The 886-nt window shown below is 35.4% G+C and carries 2 protein-coding genes; one reads left to right on the forward strand and one right to left on the reverse strand.

The annotated features are described in order from the left end of the window. Nucleotides 1-304, forward strand: a 304-nt coding sequence (locus D2V05_RS00030; RefSeq protein ID WP_470299673.1) for a hypothetical protein, incomplete at its 5' end; no start/stop codon positions are given. 117 nt (nt 305-421) lie between these two features. On the opposite strand, the gene D2V05_RS19590 is transcribed toward D2V05_RS00030, so the two are convergent. Further along, a partial coding sequence (locus tag D2V05_RS19590) for a Rap1a family protein (protein ID WP_119645467.1) occupies nt 422-886 on the reverse strand: 465 nt, incomplete at its 5' end.

The following is an 886-nucleotide window of genomic DNA, read 5'->3' on the forward strand; positions in this document are numbered from 1 at the left end:
GGGGATTAAAGCGTTTGGAGTTTTGCTTTGGGCTGTTCAGAACAAGGCGCTTTCAAAAGACGAAGTTGATTTGGATAGTTTTGTTTTAGAAGACTTTCTTGAAACCCAGGGATCTACAAACAAACAACCACTACGCTTAAGCCTTGCAACATTCAAACGGGGTATTAACGAGTTGGAGAAAGCGCAGATTGTTGCAAAAACAATGAGGCAAGGCCGCTACTTCATTAACCCAAATTTTGTTTTTAATGGAGATCGAATTGCATTTACAACAGTGATTGAACGACAACAAAAAATAGAAGAATAATTATATCAATAACTCTCTATTATAGATTGATTGATGCGTCAAGCTATGTGCCTGCCTTAAAATACAGGCACTCCCAGAGTTAACATAATTCAGGTTTATTACGGATAGACCAAATAATCACAATATGCATTCCTTTTCCAAAACAGAAGATAACACCGAAAATGCAGGTCGATTCCATTCGTAAATAGTGTTTGGTTGATAAGTTCTTGCACCTTCAATTAATTTACCGTCTCTTCCTTTTGCTGGCTTTGAATACATTTCTTGATATTCTAACGCCTCTTTGTCAACTGCATTTAGAACTTCTTGTACTGATATATTAGGACACTTTTTTAGTGAGGTATCATAATGATGCTGCATTACGGCGTACAGATAAGCGCTACAAAACCCCCAGTCACTCTTGTTTTTAATATCCTCAGATCTTTTACATGACTGATACCATTCAGATATTTTAGGTAAATTAGAAATGTTTATTGTTTTTTCGTCTGGTAGTGCCATAGGCAAAGATAATATTGAATTATATTTCGTTTGAGCAAAAACTTGATTTGTCAGAACAACAAAAAAAATTGTGCCAGATAATACCAT

The organism is Flagellimonas pelagia (genome assembly GCF_003584135.1).
Lineage (GTDB): Bacteria > Bacteroidota > Bacteroidia > Flavobacteriales > Flavobacteriaceae > Flagellimonas > Flagellimonas pelagia.